This is a genomic window from Leptolyngbya sp. PL-A3 (assembly GCF_039962325.1).
Lineage (GTDB): Bacteria > Cyanobacteriota > Cyanobacteriia > Elainellales > Elainellaceae > Vacuolonema.
In genome coordinates this window covers 1-23,540 of record NZ_JAMPLB010000090.1, presented here as the reverse complement: position 1 = coordinate 23,540, position 23,540 = coordinate 1, and the positions used below count along the sequence as shown (strand labels likewise).

At 47.5% G+C, this 23,540-nt stretch carries 15 protein-coding genes and 3 pseudogenes; 8 read left to right on the top strand and 10 right to left on the bottom strand.

From position 1 onward, the window contains the following. Positions 1–114 precede the first annotated feature (114 nt). Positions 115–861: pseudogene (locus NDI52_RS31645) on the bottom strand (alpha-amylase family glycosyl hydrolase); the annotation flags it as partial. A 261-nt stretch (positions 862–1,122) separates the two neighbouring features. On the opposite strand from NDI52_RS31645, the gene NDI52_RS31640 reads away from it, so the two are divergent. Further along, positions 1,123–2,145 carry a class I SAM-dependent methyltransferase gene (locus tag NDI52_RS31640; RefSeq protein ID WP_190774360.1) on the top strand — a complete coding sequence of 341 codons (1,023 nt, stop codon included), beginning with the start codon at positions 1,123–1,125 and terminating at the stop codon, positions 2,143–2,145. Positions 2,146–2,337: 192 nt separating this feature from the next. Here NDI52_RS31640 and NDI52_RS31635 read toward each other — a convergent pair whose 3' ends face one another. The 5 genes and pseudogenes from NDI52_RS31635 to NDI52_RS31615 form a co-directional block, all read right to left on the bottom strand. Next, complete coding sequence (locus NDI52_RS31635) at positions 2,338–3,468, bottom strand: TPM domain-containing protein (RefSeq protein WP_190789182.1); 1,131 nt, start codon at positions 3,466–3,468, stop codon at positions 2,338–2,340. Between the two features lie 303 nt (positions 3,469–3,771). Next, positions 3,772–4,467 carry a hypothetical protein gene (locus tag NDI52_RS31630; RefSeq protein WP_190774358.1) on the bottom strand — a complete coding sequence of 232 codons (696 nt, stop codon included), beginning with the start codon at positions 4,465–4,467 and terminating at the stop codon, positions 3,772–3,774. Between the two features lie 46 nt (positions 4,468–4,513). Continuing rightward, positions 4,514–5,962, bottom strand: coding sequence for a hypothetical protein (locus NDI52_RS31625; RefSeq protein WP_190774357.1), 1,449 nt, complete (start codon positions 5,960–5,962; stop codon positions 4,514–4,516). Positions 5,963–6,091: 129 nt separating this feature from the next. Further along, complete coding sequence (locus NDI52_RS31620) at positions 6,092–7,828, bottom strand: hypothetical protein (RefSeq protein WP_190774356.1); 1,737 nt, start codon at positions 7,826–7,828, stop codon at positions 6,092–6,094. 692 nt (positions 7,829–8,520) lie between these two features. Beyond that, positions 8,521–8,771, bottom strand: a pseudogene (locus tag NDI52_RS31615) (hydrogenase accessory protein HypB); the annotation flags it as partial. A 688-nt stretch (positions 8,772–9,459) separates the two neighbouring features. On the opposite strand from NDI52_RS31615, the gene NDI52_RS31610 reads away from it, so the two are divergent. The 5 genes from NDI52_RS31610 to NDI52_RS31590 all read left to right on the top strand — a co-directional run bounded on the left by NDI52_RS31610 (position 9,460) and on the right by NDI52_RS31590 (position 16,426). After that, entirely contained in the window at positions 9,460–9,690 is a 231-nt protein-coding gene (locus NDI52_RS31610) for a hypothetical protein (protein ID WP_190774355.1), read from the top strand. A gap of 258 nt (positions 9,691–9,948) precedes the next feature. Beyond that, a complete protein-coding gene (locus tag NDI52_RS31605; RefSeq protein WP_190774354.1) occupies positions 9,949–11,967 on the top strand; it encodes a CHASE3 domain-containing protein in 2,019 nt (672 codons plus the stop codon). Further along, positions 11,936–13,435: an ATP-binding protein gene (locus NDI52_RS31600; RefSeq protein WP_190774353.1), complete on the top strand. Its 1,500-nt coding sequence runs from the start codon at positions 11,936–11,938 to the stop codon at positions 13,433–13,435. Before NDI52_RS31605 ends, NDI52_RS31600 begins: the two co-directional genes overlap by 32 nt. Continuing rightward, entirely contained in the window at positions 13,432–13,881 is a 450-nt protein-coding gene (locus tag NDI52_RS31595; protein ID WP_190774352.1) for a response regulator, read from the top strand. Before NDI52_RS31600 ends, NDI52_RS31595 begins: the two co-directional genes overlap by 4 nt. Before the next feature lie 106 nt (positions 13,882–13,987). Beyond that, positions 13,988–16,426: a response regulator gene (locus tag NDI52_RS31590; protein WP_190774351.1), complete on the top strand. Its 2,439-nt coding sequence runs from the start codon at positions 13,988–13,990 to the stop codon at positions 16,424–16,426. Here the strand turns inward: NDI52_RS31590 and NDI52_RS31585 are convergent. Genes NDI52_RS31585 through NDI52_RS31575 form a run of 3 tightly spaced genes read right to left on the bottom strand, consistent with a single transcriptional unit; the run spans position 16,423 to position 21,990 of the window. Then, complete coding sequence (locus NDI52_RS31585; RefSeq protein WP_348254094.1) at positions 16,423–16,626, bottom strand: hypothetical protein; 204 nt, start codon at positions 16,624–16,626, stop codon at positions 16,423–16,425. The genes NDI52_RS31590 and NDI52_RS31585 overlap by 4 nt on opposite strands. Beyond that, positions 16,626–21,566 carry a DUF5724 domain-containing protein gene (locus NDI52_RS31580; protein ID WP_190789181.1) on the bottom strand — a complete coding sequence of 1,647 codons (4,941 nt, stop codon included), beginning with the start codon at positions 21,564–21,566 and terminating at the stop codon, positions 16,626–16,628. Before NDI52_RS31580 ends, NDI52_RS31585 begins: the two co-directional genes overlap by 1 nt. A gap of 1 nt (position 21,567) precedes the next feature. Next, positions 21,568–21,990, bottom strand: coding sequence for a hypothetical protein (locus NDI52_RS31575; RefSeq protein ID WP_190774349.1), 423 nt, complete (start codon positions 21,988–21,990; stop codon positions 21,568–21,570). Between the two features lie 555 nt (positions 21,991–22,545). Here NDI52_RS31575 and NDI52_RS31570 point away from each other — a divergent pair. Together NDI52_RS31570 and NDI52_RS31565 are read left to right on the top strand one after the other, a co-directional pair. Further along, positions 22,546–22,950, top strand: a complete 405-nt coding sequence (locus NDI52_RS31570) for a nuclear transport factor 2 family protein (protein ID WP_190774348.1) — start codon at positions 22,546–22,548, stop codon at positions 22,948–22,950. A gap of 53 nt (positions 22,951–23,003) precedes the next feature. Further along, the gene (locus NDI52_RS31565) at positions 23,004–23,225 is read left to right on the top strand and encodes a hypothetical protein (RefSeq protein WP_190774347.1); all 222 of its coding nucleotides are present in this window, start codon (positions 23,004–23,006) and stop codon (positions 23,223–23,225) included. Between the two features lie 60 nt (positions 23,226–23,285). Here the strand turns inward: NDI52_RS31565 and NDI52_RS31560 are convergent. Further along, a pseudogene (locus NDI52_RS31560) lies at positions 23,286–23,426 on the bottom strand (carotenoid oxygenase family protein); the annotation flags it as partial. Positions 23,427–23,540 lie beyond the last annotated feature (114 nt).

Below are 23,540 nucleotides of genomic sequence, written 5' to 3'. Positions count from 1 at the left end.
CAATGTTTTTCGGATTAGAGTAATCTGGTTCATGAGGGTTTCGTGGATGAATGTGGTAATTCTCATGAAACCCTCTCCTACTCAATCTTTGCAAGCTTTTGTCCGGTACTTAGGCTCCATTGATACATTTGCCTCTGCCAACAGAATGGCATCACCACAGCGCCAGGACAAGAAGTTCCGCATCTCTTCTAGATAGGCATAGGGATCGGCTCCCTTTGCCTCATCCTCAACACCTTTTAACTCAATTAAAAATGGAGCTGCATCAATCCGAAAGCCTGATACTCCTAATTGCAACCAGAAACCCATGACCTTACTAATTTCTTCTCGTACAGCTGGGCTGGTGATATTCAGATCTGCCTGGTGTTCATAGAAGCGATGGAAATAGTATTCACCTGCTTGCTCGTTATACGTCCAGGTTGTTTCCTGGATACCCGGAAAAATAACTCCTTCCGCTGCATCATCTGGCTTTTCTTTTGACCAGACGTAGAAATCACGATATTTAGACTGTTTATCGCTACAGGCAGATTGGAACCAGGGATGCTCAATTGAGGTGTGGTTGACGACCAGATCAATAATGACCCGAATACCGCGTTCGCTCGCCAAACGGGTAAATTCTACAAAATCACCCAGCGTTCCAAGACGTGGGTCAACGTTGTAGAAGTCCATTACATCATAACCATTGTCACGATTAGGGGTGGGATAAAAAGGCATGAGCCAAATGCAGGTAATGCCTAAACCTGAAATGTAGTTCAATCGTTGTCTCAAGCCTTCAAAATCCCCAATTCCATCGCCATTGCCATCCATGTAGGTCTCCACATCCAGGCAGTAGATAATTGCGTTCTTATACCAAAGATCCAGCATGAGGAAGACCTAACTAAAAAAGGAATAAAATAGGCAGGCTTTTCCCATTGAAAGCCATGAATAGAAATACCAGAAAATACCAATCAATTTCATCTCTCTAAAGATTGTTGCCATATCATAATGTGACGAAAATGAAATTGGCAGGAAACAACAACTAAACTTGTTTATACCCTCTCAACTTGCAGCTTCACATTCATTCGGCATTCGTTTAGTTGTGATTGTTGGACAGTCTATTTCTGATTCATCAATAGGTTGTTTCCCATGGGTAATTTAGAACGGGTTTCACGTTTTACCTCCGACCTGGCCACTCGTGGTTTGCTCTACGCGATCGCCCAAGATAGGATTCATTCACCCATTCCTCTTGATCCAAAAGAGAATTGGGCATTCTGGGCACAACCCCAACCCTCTCTAATGAAATGGTTCGCAAGGGCTTACCCACCTTCACCCATTCGTAAAGCTTTTCTCGACTCCATGCTTGAGCAAGACCATGCGAGTGGCATTGAATCACATTATGATGTCTCAAATGATTTTTATGCCCTGTTTTTGGATAACCAGTATCGCTTCTACAGTGCTGCTGACTTTCTCCATGAGCAAGACACATTAGAAGATGCACAGCATAATAAAGCGATGTATTTGCGATCGCTACTTCGTTTACAGGGTAATGAAAAGATTTTAGATTTAGGGTGTGGCTGGGGCGCAATGTTAAAACTATTGCGAGATCAAGGACACAGCGGTGAACTAACCGGCTTTACACTCTCTAAAGAACAACTGGCTTATGTTCAAGAACTGGGATTCAATGTATCCTTGACAAACTTTATTACAACTCCCTTTGAGCATAAACCTTTTGATCGCATTCTATCCATTGGAGCATTAGAACATGTTCGCCCAGATGAGGTTGAGATTATCCATCAGAAAATTTATGCTGCATTAGCACCAGGAGGATTAGCTGTTCATCAGTTCTTTTCACTGGAATATGAACCTTACCCAGCTTCAATGGTCATGATTCAGTTATTTTTTCCGGGCTCTCTTCTGGTGATGCATCCTGTGCACATTGAGGCCGCAAAGCAAGCGGGCTTCCATATTACCCATGATTCAATTCATGACTACAAACCCACGCTACGAGCTTGGTATGACCGATTAGTTGCCCATCGAGAGCAAGCATTAAACCTGGTTGGCCTGGAAACTTACAATCGCTACATGACATTTTTCCCCATCTCCTGGCTATTCTTCGAACAGAATGAAGCAAAGTTACATCGAGTTGTGATGGAAAAATCGGTAGCCTGAACACCCAAGTCCATCTTGCAGCAGCCCCCTTAATAATTTGACGAGAAGCGTTAGGAATTAAGGATGTCGCTGCACTAATAGCCTTAGTAGATCGCCAATATGCTTCAAAACCCAGAGGGAATTCCCTCTGGGTTTTGAAGCATATTGGATTGTACTTTGCACGTCACAATGCTCGTTTGTGATCTACTGAGCCTACCAACTGCCCGATGCACCGCCACCGGATGAAGAACCACCGCCACCCGATGAAGAACCACCACTGGATGAGGAGTTATCAGTCAGACGAGGGATAGAGCGATAGTATGTCCGATCGTAAGAGCAGTGGCGACAATGCTCGTCGATGCGGCTTTCCCCCTGACAGCTGCGGGTAGGCTGGCGGGTAGTTGTGGTTCGCACCTCCAGAGCTTTAGTGGCACAACTGGGGCACCGACTGTATTCGGAGAAGAAATTGGAATAGGGAAGAATCTGGTGATAGCTGCAGCTGGGGCACTGCCAGGCGTCATAGTCTACGGAGCTAAGAGATTCTTCTTTTCGTTGACTCTCATTCAGAAATTGATCATCCGCCTGTTCGTCGAGCCGCACCATTTGAGTTTTGCAACTGGGGCACTGCCGCTTACGATGCCGTCGCCAACTGGCAAATACGGGTACTCCCACAATCAGGCCTGTTAATCCGACGCCGATGGCAATAGTCCCCTCAGAAGCCCCCTCATCAGTAGCTTGAAGTGGGTCTCCACCACCAGGATTTTCCACAGCGGGTAGGGCTGAAGCGGAGGGGTTAAATCTGCTCACAATGGCATTGACCCCAGCCACCGTTCCCTGGCTAATACGCCCTTCTCGGAATTGGGGTACGATGTAGTCGCTGATAATCGCTTGAGCAACTGCGTCGTAATTTGAAGAGTAGCCGCTACCTAGCTCAATGCGCAACTTGCGATCGGCCGCAGCCACCAGTAGCAAAATGCCATCATCACGGTTGCGATCGCCAATTCCCCAGGTATTGAACAGATTAGTCGCGAAGGATTCGATGGTGCGATCGCCCGTCTGATAATCCTGCACAGAATTAACGGTGAGCACTACCACCTGAATTCCGGTCTGCTGCTTGAATTGTTGCAACGTATTGCGAATCGTGGTAGCGTCACTTGCTGTTACCACATGTCCATAATCGTTAAGCTGAGGGTCTAGAAACGGTGGATACCCTGTCTGCGCCTGTGCTTTTGCCCCATAGGGAAGAAGCAGAAAAATTACAGTCGCAAGAGAGATTAACCAGTACCGATAACGACGCAGCCAGTCCATGAGATCAGGACGAAACAGCGAAGCAGCAGCTTGCATGTTGGAGTCTCCAGCAGAGCGTATAGTTCTTGCCATCAAGCTCATCCGTTAGATGAGGTCCACGGTGTTATCGACGGCGATACCTTGATATCAGCTAGAATACCCAGCCAAAGGACTAAATCCTCTTATCTAGCATTTTCACTGTAGCTTCACCAGGTTTAGCTAAAATTCCTGCAATATACCGTTTGCTATTTTGTTAAGACAAAAGGAGTGGGGCGGCACGTTGTGCCGCCCCACTCCTTTTGGCCTGACGCTATGTTGGGTGAGATGTTTTGCATCCTACCCAACATATTCAAATTTGATTTACCAGGGTTCTACCGGAACGGGGTCATCTTCGGGCGTAATAACCACTTCATCCAAGATGACGGTTGGGTAGTAAACAACATCCCATTGGTAGCCGTAGCGATCGCCAAACTCTGCAATATGAGCCGCATTGGTAAACATCGTCTGATTGGCATCATTGCGAGGAATAACACCCGGATTTCCCGTTTCATTCATACGGCAATTTGCGGCAACGGCGTTCCAATCCTGATTTAAGCAGGCAGCCCGAAGACGAGGCCATGAACTGGGGAATCCTGCACCCATAGCCCATGCCATGCTCAAAACCCCAAGTTGGGCATCCGCAGGCCAATAATCGAAGTCCAGAAATGTGCGCTTCAGGTAGGCTTCATTTGCCAGAAGCTTGTCGTTAACAAGAGAGCGAATCGCATCATCGCTCAGGCGCAGGCGAGTCAGCTTTCGAAACGCATTGGCTCCTTTCCTGGCCAAATCGGTTCTGGATTTTACCAGTTGCCATTCTGCGATGATCTCGTCCTGGGTTGCATAACTGCCCGGTTGCTCATCATATTCAAACGGCAGGTTCAATGCGGCTGACATTGGATCAATTAAATTGCCAACCCCGATGGTGACTAGAGATTTGATGTCGAGATACATCCAATGCAAGACACCTTCTAGCGGAGCATTGAAGTCGTAGAAAATATCTAAAACACTCTGATGCATAGCAAATTTCTCCAAAGAATAACGTGTTTTGACATAACGTGACTGTTTAACGAGGATCGGGATCGGAAAGGGGCGGCAGGAATGGCATAATTTGGCAAACCCAACCAATCACCTGGATGCCGCTGCAAGTTAAGGTTTTAGCTGTTTTGTCGATGGTGCGATCGACTAACACAAATGGCCCGAAGGATACAGCTTTCTCAACCGATTCGCTCTCAGAGTTATCCCAACCTGAAATCTGTAAATCTTTAATAGCAATAAAGGCGATTGGTACGGCAGGTAAAATCCCTTCATTGTTGGCTGTACCCGTTGAAAATCCACCCGCTTCAAACCCCGGAACATACCATCCCTTTGCTGATAAGAAGGCATTGGATAACCAGGGACGATCGACGTTCACTAAACAGTACTTAAATGACAAACTCAGCTGCTTCGATTCAACGGATTGGGTTGATGTTGTAGTCAACAAAACTGATAGTGCTGACGATTGTAAACTGACGTTCACGACTTCATGGGTAGGTGCTGGGGCTGGTTCTGCAATTTGCGCGCGAATCTGCTCCAGAATAATGGGTGAAATGGAATTCTTGCTGATGGCACTACCTTCAAGAACATCCGCTTTGATGGCTAAATCTTGCTTAGGTCTGCTTAATGACTGAAATGCTGTCTTAGATAAAACTGCTTTCGATAGCGTAACCTCGGATAGGGCGGCGTTGCGGAGATTAGGGGAGAGCGATCGCGCCATGAAAGATGCCGCTTTATTCGCTTTCAGTTCCAGATTTAGAACTGAAGGTTTTATATGAGATTTGACAGTCTTAAAGGACTGTGGAAGAGTAGTGCGGATATCCTCCTGCTTTAAGATCTGAGACGTTGAAATCCGATCAATAAAGTAGGGCTTTTCAAGGATGGGAGAGAGGTCATCTGGTAAAACCTGCCACTTCCACTTTAGAACAGTAGGATTCAGCTGCAGCTTAGGAGAGGGTTGCTTTCCTGGAATTGAAGAATGTTCTTTCTTCTCTTCCATTTGAGTGCTATAGGCCGTCCAATTTCCTTCAGCGCTGGCATCATACCAATCGCTTGGCATGGCATAGGAAGGGCGATACTGTAGAGGTTTCTGGTAATATCCAACAGTGGGTTCAAATTTCCGCACTGCTTTAGATTTTAGTGTGTTAAACAGTGTGACTTCACCATTGTCCTCAGTTCCAGGTGTGGCCCCTTCTAACAAAATGCCATACATTTCATCAACATCTTTGATAGTGCGTCGAAATACGTTAGCATCAATCTCAGGAATGCTATTGATAAGATCCGAAAGCTGTTCAACTGCAAGCTTGTCGAAGTATGTTGCATCGGTTGACCGAAGCTTGAACATATTAGGCGTGATACGTGTTCCAATGGGCTCGAATGCAAGAAATGTTTCATCAATCGCTGAGCTGTTTATTTGCTGATACAGGCTCAGAAAATAATTAAATACATTTCCCATCAAATTTTCAATGCTTCCATCCATTTCTACGTCAATCCTTACAGGGGTAGTGTGAGCCTTGTTGAAAATCTTCAAAAGAATATTGGTTTTAAGTCAGGCTTCTCGGGCAGACAGGCACGAGAAGCCAATGCTTAAAACCGTTCCGAGGCGGTATTACTTATCCTTCTCAGCGCCCTCACTCTTGAGTCCCGGATCATCTAATGGGGCACAAGCCGGTACAATCTCGCTGAGCCAACCGATAATTTGTGCGCCTTTAATTTCCAAGGTTTCTTTGTGAAAGCGCCAGCCATAGTCGCCCGTGTAGGTGTTGTTGGTATAGCCACTGCCGTCACTTTGGGCATCGCTGCTGGAGTGGGATGCATGGCCTCCGAAGGAGATGAATCCCAGGGAGAAACCGCCACCGCCACTGATGTAGTCACTGCTGCTAGAATCCTCACTGCGGAAATGGCTATGCAGGGTGGAAAGCGTTGATCCATCATTACCCCAGCTTTCAGAACGGATCTTGACATTCCGAATTACCAGGAATTGCCGGGGAATCATAGGAAGCAACGGTTCAGCTTTTTCCACTTGATTGGTAATGCTTCCATCACTAACGGCATTCTTGGGATTGTTCACCAAGTACCAGTTCCGCATGTAGAACAGGTCTCCCAGTAACCAGGGACGATGAATGGTGCACAGACCGTACTCCAACTCAACTTCAAGATCCTTCGCGTCGTTGTGAAATTGGAATCCTGATTCTGAAGAGGACGAGAATGTTGCTTCACTATTGGATGAGGAACTACCACCCGAGCCACCTACGAAGACAAAGCCAATACCCACGGTTCCTCCACCACCTGTGGATGATGAGTGGCTTTCCCAATGGCGTTGAAAGTTGCTGCTGTTGCTACTGTGAGTATGGCTATGAAGCTCAGACATTTTAATGGTGAGTTTTTGCCAACCTTCATCGTCGTTGTCGGGATCGCACCACCCTGATGGTTCGATGTAGGAATAGGGGATCGGGGTTGCAACACCCGCAAGTCCCAGGTTCCAGGCATCATAAATCTTACGAGCTTTGGCAATCATGCGGGCCTGCATGCTGACACCCACCGAGGCGATCGTGTCTAAAGCCCGTTCAATACGCTCGGCTCCCATGGTTTTGAGAGTATCCCAAGCTTCATCCACTTTACGTTGATAATAGACTGAATCTTGAGGCCAGGTTTCTGCTTTTTGAGGATCGGCCAGGGCTTTAGCCTGGGCATCGGAGTAGTCTTTTTTGGCAAGGGCATACTCTTCAGCGTTTTTGATGTAGGTCTTATACAACCTGCTCTTACCAATTAAGATGTAGTATCCATCTTCTCCTCTAACAGGCTTACCATCATCATCTTTTTCTAATTCATACAGAACTTTCTGAGCATCCTCAATCTGCTTTTGCACATTGGCAGGAAGTGCTGGCGCAGGTAGAGGTTGCATTCCATTGATAATGTTTTCGTAAGCAAAGCTAATCTTACGCTCACTGGGGTATTGTAGGTAGACATCATCCTTGGTGACCATGATCATGCTGTCTACCAATTGCGATGTTTTGAAGGCTGCTTCGATCGCCCGTCGAAACTTGGGGTCAGGCCCTGTACTGGCTGTACTTGCAGCAGGAGCCGTAGCAGGTGCACCAACCACAGCACCTGCGGTAACAGGTTGCGTCTGCTTATTAACGGTATCCTGGAGGGTTGCACCTCCCATGGGAGACCAGGGTTTTAGATAATCATTTGGATCGACCATGCGACCTAATACGAGTTGGGAATAGACAAAGCCTGTGGTTAAGGCTTTTCCATCGCTCCGGATTGGACGAATAGATTTCACCCTATCAACCAGACGTTCGAACAAACTTAGAACCAGATCTCCGGGCTCTCCAGACATGGATATTCTCCTAACATAATGATGGATAAAGATTCAATATCTAAAAAAGAATATCGAATCCATGAAAGAATTACGACTCGTTACATTAAAAATCTTTCTCAAACTTATAAATTGAGAAGACTTTAATATGAGTTGAGAACGTAATTAATTAGCTTTATTTAGCTATATGTGTATGGTAGGAAGCAGAATAAGTAATTGAGATTACCCAACAGGGTACTTTATTATAAATATTTTATTTAAGAATAAGAAATGAATTAAGCTATTAAGCTAAATGCCTAAATCTAAAATATTTATGTGATTGCAAAAGACTATTGTGATTAACGTCTAGTGTAAAAAAACAGCAGCTTATTTTGCCGTTACTTAGTAACAGCAAAATAAGCTGCTGTTTTTCCTTTATAGGTGTAAGAGCTGAGCAGCTAATTGACGTTGGTTGGTGGAATACTGCGTTTTGGAAGATTCATTCAACAGCCCTAATATTTTGTCTGGAGGCTCTACTGCTTAGCCAGTTAGAAGCTTCGCGATCGCCCCATCCGCCTAGCCAAAAAGATGAGATTTAGAATGTTGTACAGGTGCTCTGGAGTATCTCTACTACTAGGATTGCAATCGTCAGGATATTTTATATGCACAAAACTGCAATATTTGTGCATGTCCGTTGCTCATTGTGTATGAGGTAGTTTAATTTGTCTCAGAAGCTAAGGGCTATAGCGATCGAGTAACCACTGGTACCCGCTATCGAGGTCATCACCAGCGATCGCGGATACCTGAAAATCTCAATGTCAGGATTCACCTGACGGGCATAATCCAGGCATCGCGCCACATCAAAAGGCACGTAGGACAGGAGATTTGTTTTGGGCAGAATCATCACATTACTAGCTCGGAACATGTGTGAATAGTTGATGGATTTGTCTTCCCCTTCCATAACCGACACGATGGCAACTTTTGCATGCATCGCGAAAGAGTAAGCCTTAGCTTGCTGTTCAGGAGTAGCTTTTTCTAAATACTCCTGCGCAAGGCATTCGAGGGCGATCGCCAATTCTTCGCCCAATTTGCTTGCCAGGTATTCAGGATGGAGGTTGATGGCGATCGCAGCAGGCTGATTGCCCTTCACGAAATAAACAGAAGGTATTTTTCAACCCGCTGCCCATCGCCATTAATGCAGGAGTCTTTTCAAAGCATACTGAAAGCGATCGCCATGCCCCCACTATTTTCGTCCTGACTAAATGCCTTTTCGATTCACAAAAATTCAAGAAGCTGCTAATTTACACAATGCTTTTCTAAAAAGGGGTTTGTGGATTGACAGTTGCTATTTGTTAACAATTTCATTGCGGTTTTAAAGAAACATTGAGCATTATTTTCTCTTGTGTATATTCCTGGAGCAAACAGAATCTGGGCAAGCTTTATAGCTTGCGTTGAACGATACGTAGAACGAGAGATTTATTTTCAAATTAGGGCTGAATCTATGAGGATGGCTTTAATCTTTACATTTGCAATTTGGTGGTATTAAAAATTACTTCGCTAGAAATACTCTTTCTATAGAAAAGCGGCACTCTTGGTAGAAACAGAAAAGCTTGGCTGTCCGCTACAACTATACATATAAGAACACCGCTATAAACAAAGGTTGTGAGGTGACTATGATTGCAACGACTGCAGCATTGCCCCATCTCTATAAGGGCCAGAAGGTGAACTTTCTGGGTGGAAGTGGAACAATTAAAAGCTATCACCCTGAAGCTGGAAGCTGGTCTTACCTGGTAGAAATGGAAATGGGACCAGAACCAGAGATGGGTAGAATTGGCTATGAAACAGCAATTCTATTATCCCAAGCGGATCTAATTTTACAGGAAGATAACAGCTTATCCGCATAGCTAGTGAATGCATCATTTCAGCCCTTGCATCAAAATTCAGAACCCTTGTTTTGCCGACATACAACGACAAAACAAGGGTTTTGAGTTAGGTAACCCCAGGTTGGCATAAGCTGAAGTAGCTATTTTTACATGCTGCCCGTTACGTAGCCTCCGAGCCCAGGCTCGGTACAGTAGGATTTAGACGCCATGTCTATGGCTTCAGTGATATCTTTTTTAGCTAACGCTTTAGGCTGGCTGACAAGCTAGTAGCATGAGGTTATGCTACTTCAACGCTCTGAAAACGTGTTCCGTCGTAAGCTAACCCGCGCGATCGCCCTGCCAATTGTTCTACTACTACTTTTGGCTGGAGTTTCCATCTGGCAAATCACTCGGCTATTGTCTGCTTTACAGTGGGTTGATCATACTAATCAGGTTATCTCCCAGGCAAACTACATTCAGAAGTTACTGTTAGACAGAGAAACTGGATTTCGGGGATATCTACTAACGGGTCGGCAGGAATTTTTAGAACCTTACGAGCAGGCTAATGAGGTGCTCGATCCCAGCCTAGAGAAGCTGGGAAAATTGGTGTCGGATAACCCTGTGCAAACGCAACGGGTCGATCAATTGCTTCGCCAATCGCATCGATGGGAAGCACAGGTTACAACTGCCATTACTCGCAAGCGGCAGAACCAGACCGAATCTCTGATTGATTTTGAACGTCGCAAACAACAGATGGATCGGCTACGGCATCAAATTGCGGTCTTCATAGCCACTGAGGAACAACTACGGGATCAGCGGAGCAATGTCGCACAACGAACTACCCGCTCTGTCATCTTGACCAGCTTGTTTTTAGCGTCTGGCATAGGAATCATCCTGGCGTATTTCGTCTACCGTCAGATTCTCAAGGTTTCTCGAACCTATGAGAATGCTTTGCATACTGCCCAGCTTAGAACCGAGGAGGCACAACGAGCAGCGATCGCGCTGGAATGGAACGGACAACGCCTGGTCGCTTTACATAATATTGATCGTGCAATTTTAGCCGCAGAAACGGATGAAACCCTCATTCGCAATGCTTTCAGTCAACTACGGCAAATTGTTCCTCACGAGTATGCCTTTGTAGTTGTGTTTGATTTGGCGCTTGGGACAGCAAAGGTGCTGACCGGGAGTGGCCAAACTGAAGAATTAAGCTTGCCTACTGACAGGTCTTTATCCCTAGACAGCTTTGTCTGTGACCAGGATGTATTGTACGAAGTCCGTTATGTCAAGAATCTTGGCACTGTAGAAGTACTGCCTCCTGTAATGAGGCAGTTGTGCTCCTATGGTTTCCGTAGTTGCCTGAGTGTTCCCTTGCTCACCCAGAATGTGTTGATTGGTGAATTGAATCTAGCATCAACGGATGCCGACGCTTTTGATGAGCCCGCTCAGGAAGTTGCTCAGGAGGTCGCGGCACAACTGGCGATCGCCCTACAACAATCGCGTATGCGAACCCAATTGCAAGAATACGCCAGTCAACTAGAACAACGGGTGGCAGAACGTACCCTTCAACTAGAAGAAACCAACCAAGAACTCGAAGCATTCACCTATTCAGTTTCCCATGACCTACGGGCACCCCTACGAACCATCCAAGGTTTTACTAGTGCCTTACTGGAGGATTGTGGTGACAAATTGGATGAGGATTGCCAGGGCTACGTGGCTTCGATCATTGAAGATGCCACTCAAATGAACGGGCTAATCAACGATTTGCTGGCCTATAGCCGATTAACAAGCACCCAGATTAACTTGCAGCCAGTCGCTCTAGATGACATTGTCAACGAAGCCCTTAGACAGCTTGCCGTAGAAATTCAGCAGAAACAGGCGCAAATTCACGTTGCATCTCCCCTGCCCCAGGTCATAGCCCATCGCTCAACTCTAATCCAGGCCATTACCAATTTAATCAGCAACGCAATAAAATTTGTAGAGTCCGACATTAAACCTCAGGTAGATATTTTTAATACCGTTGAGCGGCAAAATAATCAAGACTGGATACGTTTATGGATCGTCGACAACGGCATTGGTATTGCATCCGAACACCAAGAACGAGTATTCCGTGTTTTCGAACGCCTTCATGGGAATGAAAGCTACCCCGGTACGGGCATTGGCTTAGCTATTGCCCATAAAGGGCTAGACCGCATGGGTGGACGAGTTGGCATGGAGTCGCAATTGGGGCAGGGAAGCCGCTTCTGGATATCTCTACCAAGTGCCGTTCTCCCACGGAGCAAGCCAACCTATGACCCAAACTCTCCGAGTTCTGGTAATTGATGATAACAGGAGCGATCGCGCCCTCATTATTCGTCAACTGCAACGGGAGTTTTCGCAGTTAGAAACAGAAGAAATCATTGATGCCCAAGAACTTGAGCAGGCCATTGCCGAGAACAACTTCGACGCAGTCGTTACCGATTACCAACTGGGTTGGAGCAATGGGCTAGAGGTGCTCCGGGCGATTAAAGCCCGTTACCCTCGCTGTCCCGTCATTATGTTCACGAACACGGGAACGGAAGAAATTGCAGTTGAAGCATTGCAATCTGGGCTGGATGATTATGTATTGAAAGCGCCCAACCGCTATATTCGAGTTCCAGTTGCGCTCCGAATGGCCTTAGAGCGAGTCGTAACCCAACAGCGAGTGGCCCTGCTGGAGATTCGGCTACAAGGATTGCTCAATCAGGTCAAAATTGGAATCTTTCGGTCAATAGCGAGCGGCAGAATTATTGAATGTAATCCTGCGTTTCTAGAGCTACTGGCTGTAGAATCCCTGGCGCAAGCCAACACCATGAATCTCCTAGATGCTCGCGGCTGGTATGCTGAGCTATCCGAGTTGTCGCTTCCTCAGAAGCAGGAGCAGGAGATACAGTTGCAGCGGGGAGACGGCACCCAGTTCTGGGCTTTGCTGACCATTATGCTCAATACCGTTGAAGGAATTTCAGTGGTGGACGGCCTACTGGAAGACATCACGGAACGTAAGCAAGCTGAACTGACGCTTCAGCAAATGAATGCCAGCTTAGAAGCACGAGTGCAAGAACGAACGGCTCAATTAGAGGCGGTTAACCAGGATCTTGAAGAGTTCGTTTACTCGGTTTCCCACGACTTGCGTACTCCTTTGCGAACCATTCAAGGCTTTGCTCAAGTCCTATTAGATGAAGTCGGTAATTCCTTGGAGGGGGATAATCTAGAATGCTTGCAACGCATTGCTACAAATGCTGAGCAATTGGATACGTTAATTACTGACCTATTGACTTATAGTCGGCTAAGACAAACCGAGATTGATATAGAACCCGTCAATTTGTCTCGGGCCTTAAGAGATGCATTAGCTCAACTAGAATCCGAAATTCAGCAGAAACGGGCACGCATCCAGATTAGAGAACCGCTGGCGGCGGTACAGGCTAATCGTCTGATTCTCATTCAAGTCTTGACCAATTTGCTGTCTAATGCGCTTAAATTTGTAGCAAACGGTACACAACCCGCAGTGCAAATTTGGGCGGAGCAAAATGGGCGTGAATTACGGCTGTGGATCAAGGATAATGGCATTGGCATTACCCTAAAGAATCAGCAGCAAATTTTCCGTCCGTTCACTCGTTTACATAGCGAGGAGGAATACCCCGGCACAGGCATTGGGCTGGCGATCGCCCGCAAGGGTTTAGAACGCATGGGTGGACAAGTGGGCGTTGAATCTCAACCTGGGCAAGGCAGCCAATTCTGGATTGAGTTACCGAGGGCAGAGGATTCCCAGTGAACATAGACCACATCATTTTACTGGTTGAAGACAATCCGAAAGATGTCTTTCTTGTGCAGCGAGCTCTGCGTAAGGCTGAGGTGGTTACCCCTATGCACGTGGTCACGGATGGTGACGCGGCCGTGAAATATCTTTCTGGAGAGGAACCCTATGGCGATCGCACAACCTATCCATTACCTGTAGTTGTCCTCTTAGATTTGAAACTACCTCGACGCTCAGGGGCTGAGGTCTTGATGTGGATTCGCCAACAAGCTCAGCTAAAACGATTGCCTGTGGTTGTGTTAACCTCGTCAAAAGAGCACGTAGATATTAATCGTGTTTATGATTTAGGTGCAAATGCTTATATGGTCAAACCAAGCAACTTTGATCAGCTTGTTGATATTCTCAAAACCCTAAATCTTCATTGGATTGCTTACAACGAAAAACCTCAGCTTGGCGCGACGTGACCTTGTGTAGGTAGACGAGCCCTCTGTCTTTAGTCAGATACATCAACTCAGGCATCTATCTTAAGCTATACCTTACCCCTTTCCTTCTGTAAGGGGAGAATATCCTATGCTAAGGCTTCTTCTTATTGACGATAATCGAGACGACCGTACCCTTGCAATGCGCCAGCTCAAGCAGGCGTTTAAGGCCTTGCAGGTAACAGAAGTGGGTACAGCGGCTCAGTTTAAACAGGCTTTAGCAGAATCTCCGTTTGATGTTGTCATTACTGACTATCAACTGCGTTGGAGTGATGGGATTACAGTACTGAAAACGATTAAAGCACAAGATCCAAGTTGTCCTGTCATCATGTTTACCAATACGGCAACTCAGGATACTGCCCTGGAGGCCATGAAGTCTGGGCTAGATGATTATGTGATTAAATCTCCCAGTCACTATGTTCGCCTGCCTGCTGCGGTAGAAACAGCCTTAGAGCGGGTCGCAGCTCAACGCCAAACTGCAAGTTTACAAGCACGAATTCAAGCCTTACTGAATCAACTTGATGTTGGGGTTTACCGCCTGACTGAGGATGGATCGCTGTTGGAGGGCAACGCAGCTTTTGTCCGGTTGTTAGGGCTGGATATACTGGATGAGCTTCCTTCTGGCCAATCCCTGGAACCCTACTTTCAACCGCAAGACTATACTGAGCTTTTGTCGCAGTTGAAGCAAAATGGAAATGTACGCGATCGCGAAATTCAACTGCGCTGTGCAGATGGTAAAACGCGCTGGGTGAAAATTAGCACTACCCTGACCAGTGCCTATGGCAGCACCATCATTGATGGCCTCATTGAAGATATTAGCCAACGAAAACAGGCCGAAGCCTATGCAGAACTTGAAAAGCAACGGTCAGACTTTTTAGCGGAAGCCAGTCGTCTCTTAACAACATCTCTCGACTATCGCACAACCCTGGAAAACATTATCCATCTGGCAGTACCAAGCCTGGCGGACATTTGCATCGCTGATGTCATTGAACCCATGACATTGACATTTGGTGAACCCATTGTCGCAACAGCGAAGCCGGAACAGGTCGCTCTGATGCTTGAACTGAGGCGGTGCTTCCCATCTCCCACAAATGCAGGTTATGGTGCGGCTAAAGTATTACGTACAGGCCAAGCAGAGTTAAGGCGTGACATTCCTGCCTCAGTTCTTGAGTACCTTGCGCAGGATGCCAAACACCTTCAGTTATTGCAAAAACTGAGACTTAAAAGCTCTATTACAGTACCTATTCGGGTTGCAAATCGAACGTTTGGAACCATTACCCTGCTTCTGACTCAAACGGATCGCCACTATAACCAAGCGGATTTGCAAATGGCGGAAGAACTGGCACGACGAACGGCGATCGCCCTGGATAATGCCCGTCTCTACCAAGAAGCACAGCAAGCAAATCAGACGAAGGATGAGTTTTTAGCGATTGTTTCTCACGAATTACGCAATCCCCTAAATTCGATGCTCGGATGGGCCCAATTGCTACGAAAACGGCACTTTGATGATCCAATTGTGAGCCGAGCGATTGAAACCATCGAGCGTAATGCTCAACTTCAAAACAAGCTGATTGAAGATTTGCTCGATGTTTCGCGAATTATTCGAAACAAATTGGAGATTATTAAACAGCCTGTTGCATTAGTTCCAACCATTGATGCTGTCATCCAGACATTTCAGCCTGCGGCTAAGTCTAAATCAATTTATATTTCATCAAAACTCGATCCTTTAGCGGATCAAGTTTTGGGAGATGCCCATCGATTAGAACAAATCGTCAGCAACTTACTCTCAAATGCCATTAAATTTACTCCTAGCGGTGGCCAGGTTGACGTTCATTTAGAGCAAGTAGGTTCGTTTGCTCAACTGACTGTTGCAGATACCGGAGAAGGAATTAAAACCGATTTTTTGCCTTTTCTATTTGAGCGATTTCGCCAAGCAGATAGTTCTAAAACTCGGGCACAAAGCGGATTGGGTCTGGGTTTAGCAATTGTGCGACATTTAGTTGAATTGCATGGTGGCAGTGTCCATGCAAGCACTGGAGGAGAAGGGCAAGGAGCAACATTCGTTGTTCAACTTCCTCTTCACAAAGCATCACCTATCGTTTCTATTGAAGGCCGGGAGGCAGGAGAAGGTTTTCCGTTGCTGGCCGGACTCCGAGTTCTAGCGGTTGACGACGATTCAGACAACCGAGAGTTAATTGCCTTCATTCTGGAAGAACAGCAAGCTGAGGTAGTCATAGCGGCATCAGCAGCAGAAGCACTGGATATTATGCAGCGATGGGATGCTGATATATTAATCAGCGATATTGGCATGCCTGAGGAAGATGGATACTCCCTAATTCGTAAAATTAGAGCATTGCCATGCGCTCGGAAGCGCGAGATTCCTGCGATCGCCCTCACGGCATTTGCAAAGGAAGAAGACAATGCCGCATCAGCCGCTGCAGGATTTCAACGGCATCTTTCAAAACCTGTTAATCCCGATGATTTGCTTGCGGTTGTTACGAATCTTGCCACACCAAGTATCGGCATTTAACCTGACATAATATCACTTGGGAGAAAAGCTGATTTGAGCCCCTGAGGGATTTTTGTGGGACGGTTGCGGTCGACATCAAAGTAACACCACTCCGTTCTAGCTCGGCATAGGAGTTGATTGTCAGCAAGGCGAGTGAACTCGGTACGGCGAGAGAAAGTTGTTAATTTGCCGCCAAACTGATTATTCTCGGTGATGTTCACTACAAAATCTGCTGCAAAATAGTTGGGTCCTGAATCTCTTTATCTCGCGCTAGCAGTAGAATTTTCGATACAACTTCAGCCGTTTTAGGATCAGGATCAACAAATGGCAAAAACAGCCTACCACGATGTTGGGAATGGGCCGGCATAATGCAGAGTGCGCCACCGGGTTGCCGATGCACCATGGCACTGCCCAAATGTACGGAATAACTACCCAATTGCCCTTCAATCAGGGCGTGAGAGCTTTGTAGCTGGACATTATTCAACTTCAACAGTCGACAAGTTTCGCGCACCAACGCTGAGCGCATCTCAACCGTTGAAGCGGTGGCTTCTGGATCGACCCCGCCCTGGTGTGCCACACTCACGACCAGATCCAGATCACGCATGACTTCGCTAAATAGACGGGGAGATACCTCGCAGAGCGGCATGGGCTGCCACTTATCGCGTGACCGGAAACGAACTCCAGCGATTGTCAGCCCTTCCACTTCCAGCGGCGTGTAGAACCCATCCGCAAAATCAACCTCAGCAACCAATCCTTCAGTATGGAACGTGCGACGCACCCCTTCTTCGGGAGCCGCGACCCAACCGCGTTGTCCCCATAAAGCCAACGCCTGTTTTGGACTAACCTGATGCCCTTCGTAACGCCGGGAAATCGTTTTTGACTGTTCGGCCCCGGTAAGCACGTACAATTCGCGGAAGATTTGCTTGAAGGGTTGCACGCGATCGCTCACAAAACAATCCTGCTGCCACAGGTGCCATTCCTGCGTCGCCAACAAATCGTGGGGATGAGCAATTCGCAGTTCAGTCGAGGTAATGGGTGTAACGACCTGACTGTGATTTCGTAAAGCTGTGCCCTGTTCCACCAAATAACCGCTTTCAGTATTACCTATCAACACTAACTGACTCAGCATCGGAAATAGGACAGGATGTTTTGCCAGTTGAACAAGTTCGGCGGCGGTGAAGCGATCGCCACGGCACATGGCCTGCTCTAACGAAATCCGAATGCGAGAGGCTTGCTGAGTAATTTCCTGTTTGCGGTTCGTGAGGGCTTGAATTTCAGGTTGTTTTTTCAGCTTGGCAGGAATGGCTTTTAGAGGCTTTCCTTGCTTTGTGATCGTGACTTCTGGCTCGCCCTTAGCCGTAATCGACAGGCTGACACTCACCTGATCGACCGTGACGGTTTGCGCCTGTTCGCTTAAGTCAGCGATCGCCTCTGCTTCCATGGCCCATTGAAGCCGCTGTGGATCAACAAACCCTGCTGTACGAGCCAGGTTTTCCATGCCGATCGAAACAGCTAATTTTTCACTCGCCTGCCGCTGAGAACCAAACTTTTTGCTAGTGCGAAGAAAATCTTGCAGCGTTTGGTAGCGGTTCAGAATTTCACGATCGCGATTTTCTTCGGGCAGGGGCAGTAGTCCCAAGGCTCGCACCGAATCTTGATGACGTTTTTTAGTCATGCGATCGCGCAGGTTTTGTGACTCCAGATTGCCCAACATGGCATCAGCAAATAGTTTGGCGCGTTGGTGTCCAGCTCCACTGGAAGCATATTGTGCGGCCTCGTAGAGTTGATTCCAGCGATCCGCCCCGAGTAGCTTGTAGAGACGATGGAACCATTCCACATCGACAGCCCCATCAACCAGGATCTGAGCGGATAGTGGAGTTCGCTCGCTGATTTGCGCTACCCAGGTTTCGCGTACATCGGGCTCAACAGTCCAGCCGTTATCCTTCGTATGGGCATGGAACCACCAAATCGCCTCGGTAAAACCGGACCAACCCAGGGTGTGCTCGATATAGTTGACCCACTGCGGCGCGTAAAAGGCAAACTGAACGAGTTTTTCTGGCTTGATTTGAGCCGATTGGACACGCTGAGAAAATTCGGCAGGCGTGTCTTCGGCAGCAGGAAAACTGATACGCATCAGATGGCTAAAAATAGCCGCTTTGCTGAGGCTGTTGTAGGTGTAGTGACGCACCAGCTTGTTGCAATCGAAAGCCTGGATGAGTTGAATCACCGTCGTCATACCAACGATCGACCTGAGTGCTCGTGCTGCATGGCTGGCAGCAGTAGGTAGGTCACCCCGTTGTAGCTCAATCATCAAAATGCGTTGGCGGGCACGATCAACCAGTTCCAGTAAGAAGGGATGAGCCGTGTAATATTCGCCTAAATTACGGCGCGTAAGTTGCGATAGATCTGGAAATGATGTTCTGAGATTCGCTTTGGCCTCTGCCGGATTCCCCACAGGCTGAGCAGTTCCAGCCATGCGTTCCTCAGCACCTAACAAGTGAAACACCAGATCCGCCTCCCTTGCACCACCCACTTGGTAGGCCTCGTAGATATCCCAAATGGTGGTCATCGCCTGGTAGCTAGGCAAATGGCGATCGATCCAGCGCACAAGATGCCACCATCGAGTGCACTGCTCAGCATTTGCGGTGGAGCTATAGGTTCGAGCAAAGCGCAACCAATAGCCGATGAAGCTGGCTATCTGCCCTCGCACTCCCCAATACTGGTTGAGCCCCCACTGCGGGTCATCCTTCAGCTCATGAATCGGAATCGTGTTCAGCAGTAGGGTGATGGCATCTAAGCAATACACAAAGGTTTGCTCAGAGGGGTGCAGATACAGCAACCAGCGAATAATACTATTGATTTGGTCTGGATAACGCAGAGAGGAATTGGTCTGTCCAACCTGGGATTGTAGCTCGGATAGAACACGTTCCGGAAGGCTGGCTTGATCGGTTGCGGTCTTCTCTCGGCCATAGGGATCTGGCCTGTAATTAAAGCGAGGGGCGATCGCCCGCACCAATTCCAAACCATCCACATCGCGAGTCGCTTCGTCGCGATCGCGCCACCAGTTCAACCACACATCACTCAGTGGCAAGCGTTCCAGGTTCTGCTCCTGAGATAGTTTTGGATCAATTTGCGGGAACTTCCAGGTGAGATTGCCCAACAACTCTTCCTCTTCCCCGTTCCAGCTAATTTTGACAGGTGTTTGACGATGCTCATGAATGAGTTCATCAAGCGCTGACAAACAACTCGTGGCAGAGTCTGTGACAATTTGCGTTGCCGCGATGGTTGGAAGTGGGGCGATCGGAGTCAAATCTTGAACTTGAACCAGGCCCAATGCATCTGTTAGCGTGGCTTCGGCCTTGGACTCTAAAATGGCCGTCAGCAATTGCGTTTCGGTTACAGTCAGCTTGGGGCGGGCCTGATAAGCGGTTGCCAATTGCTGGGCTTGTCCAAGCAGCCGTTGCTGCTGCACCAGTTCTCGCAGAAGTTCCAAGCCTGCCTGACGTTGGGGGGCTTTTTTAGCCGCAAGCAAGCGTTCTGCCGAGGCAATCGCCGCTTCATCCGGCTGACTCAACAGTAAACCCAAAATACCGCGCCGTAAATCGCTGGCCGTGCGGGTCAATAATTGCTCTAACTCAATGCTTTCTGCTGGAGTAATTTCGCATGGCTGTAGCAGCCGGAGCACTTGTTCCCGCACCCAACTGCTGGCATCGGCTAGCAATTGGAATAACGCCGTGCGAATCTCAGCGTCCCATGGTTTGATGTCGCTCAGCAACTTCGCAACATTACTGCGTCCATAAGGATCAAGCAGCGGTAGATACGGAATTAGGCGTTTGGGCGATCGCTCACCCAGGTTATGCTGCAACACGGATGCAACAAGAGCTTGGCTCGGTTCAAGCTTAATCCATTGCCACACCATCGATCGAGTTTGAGGCTTGGCGGGAAAGTGGGGTAAAACCTGTTCCAATCGCTCAAACAGATCAGAATCTTGCTGAATCGTGGTGTCACCTGTACGAGCGAGAGCCTGTACCGCAGCCGTTGCAACTGACAAGTCGCGATCGCTCACCGCCGACAACAGCATGAATCGGGCTGGCGTAATCTCTAACTGGCCGAGAAAGTGGACCGCGACAAACCGATGTGTCGCCTCTGAATGGTCAAGCAAGAGCACAGCGAGATCAATGGCGGCTACCGCATCGATAAATCCGGCGGCCCACAGTGCCAAATAAACAAGCTGCGGGTCTTCGCTGGCCATTGCCGTCGATTGAGCATCAGGATTCTCCAGCAGTTCCAAGACCTGACCAATGAACTGTTGAGCAGTTTTTTCATCCAGTGATTCCAGCCCAAACCCAAACCAGACATCAATCGCTCGAATGGTGGCACTAAAGCGCGTCAATTTTTGCTCTAGAATGAGTCGGAGCATTCGCTTAAAAGCGATCGGATGGGCTTCGTCAATTGTCTCTAAAATGCTTTGGCGCAACCCTTCCTGCCGTTGCGCAGCCAGCAATAACCGCTCAATAAATTCCCAACCCTCCAGTCGGTCGGCCATTAAGAGCGCACGGGTGACATGCCGTCCCATCGCACCAATCTCATGATTATTGCTGGCTGAAGCCGTCAAAACCGTGAACAGGGCGTGTCCTAACTCATCATTTTGTGCGATCGCCGCCGCAAACAATATGCCCAGCACATCGGTGGCATAGTAATAGGGCAGGTAAGGTGCCCACGCAGCAAACCACTCCAAATCCTGATCGTAGCCCTCTACAGCGTAAACAAACTGTTGAAACCACTGGTATCGCTTGGCTGCACTCAATTCAGGATGGGCTGGAGTCCGAAACGATCGCCGACTATGGCCTGATTGATAGGGTAGTTGCCCCAACAGTTGCCATGCTGCTTCCACCGTCGCGGCAAATTTGGGGAAGAGAATGCAAAAAATTTGTAGCCGATCAGAAGGGGCCAGTTGATCTAACTGTCGATAAAATTGCTCTTGAAGTTGATAAAGCTCAGCAGCATTAAGATTCTGTCCGTCTGCACCGTATCCTAAGATGCCACGGCCGACTATTCGTAAACCTTCGGGAAGGTCGGCCAATCGTTGAACGCGTTGCGACTTCCAATCTGCCAAGTAAAGCTTTTTCAACTGAGCCTGAGCAACTTCGCGATTTAGCATATTACCCGCCCACCAAAGGAACCAGCCGTAAAAACAACAGTTGCGAATTGGGTTGCAACGTCACAACATCATCTAGATTTCCCTGCTGTTGCTCATCCAGAAACACAAAATATAAGCCATCCGTAAATGCTTGTAGCGCGGTGGCGATCGCTTCATCAACGTCAACTTCTTGTGCCAGGTCGCTCCCCCCCAAATCCACCTTGCCCTGCTCAACCCCTAAACTAATTTGGGCAGGGCTGAGAACCTGTATTAAGCGACGTTGTTGTTGGCGATCTTGAAAGCCAGCAACTTCACTGCGCACAATTTGAGTGAGCAGATCTCGTAAGGTAATTGCATTCTCAATCTCCAGCCGTAATTGCCAGTTCGTGAAGATGGGTTGAGTTTTACCCATCACTTTTCCTGAAACGGTAAGCGTGGAAGCCATATCACTGCACATCAATTTATACAAATGTACTATAAGTTGACTGATTAACATCCTCCAAGGTAAAAGTTTTGCAAAGCCTTTAAATTCAACCAACAGTTTTGGCGGAACATGGTTGCATAAGCATCAGATTATGTTTCAATCAACTACACGCCTAGACCCTCGCCATTTTTCTCAAGTTCTCGATTTTACACGCACGTCGCGTACACAAAGGACTTGAGAAAAATGGCGAGCATGTAGAACAGCACCGAAGTAGCATCTGACCTCCTCCAGAAGGCAGGAACTCTAAAAAGGAATATGCCTCAAGAGTTGGATGAAAAGATGGACTGAGGTTTTTAGGCTGGTGGCGTGGGTTATAGGTAGCAGGAGCGATCGCAATCATCCTCACTCCTGAGTCTCTATCGATTTCTCTTTAGAGCCATCGCTTTATGTGAGCTATGCGTGTAACTTCTAGTTGCTACCGCACCTTGATCATGCAATTCTGCATAATCCCCAAAAAATTATCTCTCCAGAAAGCCTAAACAAGAAGTAAATCTGCACTCAAACTGAAAACCAGACATGACCTATACCGCAAGTACCCGTGACATTACCTCACGATTCATACACACGCTGCAAAAAACTGAGGAAACAGGTGATATTGAATCGCTCGTTGCCTTGTTCTCCAGCAATGCAGAGTTAATGAATCTGGCCACGCTAGAGCCTTTGAAGGGGAAGGAGGGCGCTTATCGCTTTTGGCAGAAATATCTGTTCGTGTTTAACCATATCCATTCTGAATTTACCAATATTGTCGAAAGCGAGAACACGTCTGTATTGGAATGGGTTTCAAAGGGCACATTATCAACCTCCGAAGAGATTACGTATCGCGGCATAAGTGTACTGGAGTTTGACGGTGAAAACGTGAAGCGCTTTCGCACTTATTATGACTCAGCAGCCTTTTTACCACAGGGCGCAAAGCACGGATAGAGGCAGTTCGCAATTTTTTAATAGAGCCGTATCAATAGGAGGAGTTAACGTTTATGCCAGATGAGAACCGCTCTCAGGATGAGAATCAGGCTTACCCAGAAGGTAAGTTTGATGGGGATCCAAATATTGGAGAGGCAGGCTTGGATAAAGTACTGCTGCGCGTTGAAGGACAGAACGAGAACATTACAGCGCCTCCTCCAGACGTTGAAGAAGGCATTGCCGAAACGGCTCGTGCCATTGGGGACACAATTATGGGCATTGAAGATGCATCATAAATGCCAAAGGTGCTAAAGGGTGATTATTTCTGTCACGAAGCGACAGAAATAATCACCCTCCTACATTTTGATGGCTGGGCTAAAGCAACCATGTAACCCGTAGGGAATGTGGTGTTTGAGGTGAAGGCGGGCGATCGGTCCCTGCTCAATATGCTGCCCATCAAGGATGACGACATCTGTTCGGTGGTGAGCCGCATCATAACCCTCTTTCATCACTCTAGGCAGAGTTTAGTAGGATACGGCGTAGCAAGAGGTCATGCACGATGGGACAGTAAAACTGCTGCATCTGGGCAATCAAGACTTCAAATCCCTCCA

What these genes read in the sequence shown, in the direction of transcription:
- NDI52_RS31640 (WP_190774360.1), top strand. Translation starts at nt 1,123, where the DNA reads ATGGGTAATTTAGAACGGGTTTCACGTTTTACCTCCGACCTGGCCACT.
- NDI52_RS31635 (WP_190789182.1), bottom strand. Translation starts at nt 3,468, where the DNA reads ATGCAAGCTGCTGCTTCGCTGTTTCGTCCTGATCTCATGGACTGGCTG.
- NDI52_RS31630 (WP_190774358.1), bottom strand. Translation starts at nt 4,467, where the DNA reads ATGCATCAGAGTGTTTTAGATATTTTCTACGACTTCAATGCTCCGCTA.
- NDI52_RS31625 (WP_190774357.1), bottom strand. Translation starts at nt 5,962, where the DNA reads ATGGATGGAAGCATTGAAAATTTGATGGGAAATGTATTTAATTATTTT.
- NDI52_RS31620 (WP_190774356.1), bottom strand. Translation starts at nt 7,828, where the DNA reads ATGTCTGGAGAGCCCGGAGATCTGGTTCTAAGTTTGTTCGAACGTCTG.
- NDI52_RS31610 (WP_190774355.1), top strand. Translation starts at nt 9,460, where the DNA reads ATGATTGCAACGACTGCAGCATTGCCCCATCTCTATAAGGGCCAGAAG.
- NDI52_RS31605 (WP_190774354.1), top strand. Translation starts at nt 9,949, where the DNA reads ATGCTACTTCAACGCTCTGAAAACGTGTTCCGTCGTAAGCTAACCCGC.
- NDI52_RS31600 (WP_190774353.1), top strand. Translation starts at nt 11,936, where the DNA reads ATGACCCAAACTCTCCGAGTTCTGGTAATTGATGATAACAGGAGCGAT.
- NDI52_RS31590 (WP_190774351.1), top strand. Translation starts at nt 13,988, where the DNA reads ATGCTAAGGCTTCTTCTTATTGACGATAATCGAGACGACCGTACCCTT.
- NDI52_RS31580 (WP_190789181.1), bottom strand. Translation starts at nt 21,566, where the DNA reads ATGCTAAATCGCGAAGTTGCTCAGGCTCAGTTGAAAAAGCTTTACTTG.
- NDI52_RS31575 (WP_190774349.1), bottom strand. Translation starts at nt 21,990, where the DNA reads ATGGCTTCCACGCTTACCGTTTCAGGAAAAGTGATGGGTAAAACTCAA.
- NDI52_RS31570 (WP_190774348.1), top strand. Translation starts at nt 22,546, where the DNA reads ATGACCTATACCGCAAGTACCCGTGACATTACCTCACGATTCATACAC.
- NDI52_RS31565 (WP_190774347.1), top strand. Translation starts at nt 23,004, where the DNA reads ATGCCAGATGAGAACCGCTCTCAGGATGAGAATCAGGCTTACCCAGAA.